The sequence below is a fragment of the Glaciimonas sp. GG7 genome (assembly GCF_052976905.1).
The window spans coordinates 1-287 of record NZ_JBRIIQ010000251.1; the positions used below are offsets into that span (position 1 = coordinate 1).

The 287-nt window shown below is 51.6% G+C and carries 1 protein-coding gene; it reads left to right on the top strand.

Features of this window, described 5'->3' with window-relative positions:
* Positions 1–55: 55 nt before the first annotated feature.
* Positions 56–287, top strand: a 232-nt coding sequence (locus ACVBEF_RS21390; protein WP_447125904.1) for a sodium/glutamate symporter, incomplete at its 3' end; no start/stop codon positions are given.

Sequence of the window (287 nt, forward strand, 5' to 3'; positions counted from 1 at the left end):
ATGGGCAGTCGATGATAGCTTCTCTAAGCGCCCGGTTCATCGAGCACGAATCGATTTGATTACACCGCAATCGTTTATAGAGGCGCTGGCATTGATCGCCGTGTGCCTGTCAGTGGGCACCATGATCTCCAACTTGCTTAGCGGCACGGCGTTTGAATTACCAACCTTTGTCACCGTCTTGTTTGTCGGCGTCGTGCTCAGCAACGGTCTGTCGTTAGTGTTCGGATACAAAATATTCGAACGCGCCATTCTGGTCATCGGCAATGTCAGCCTGTCCTTATTCCTGG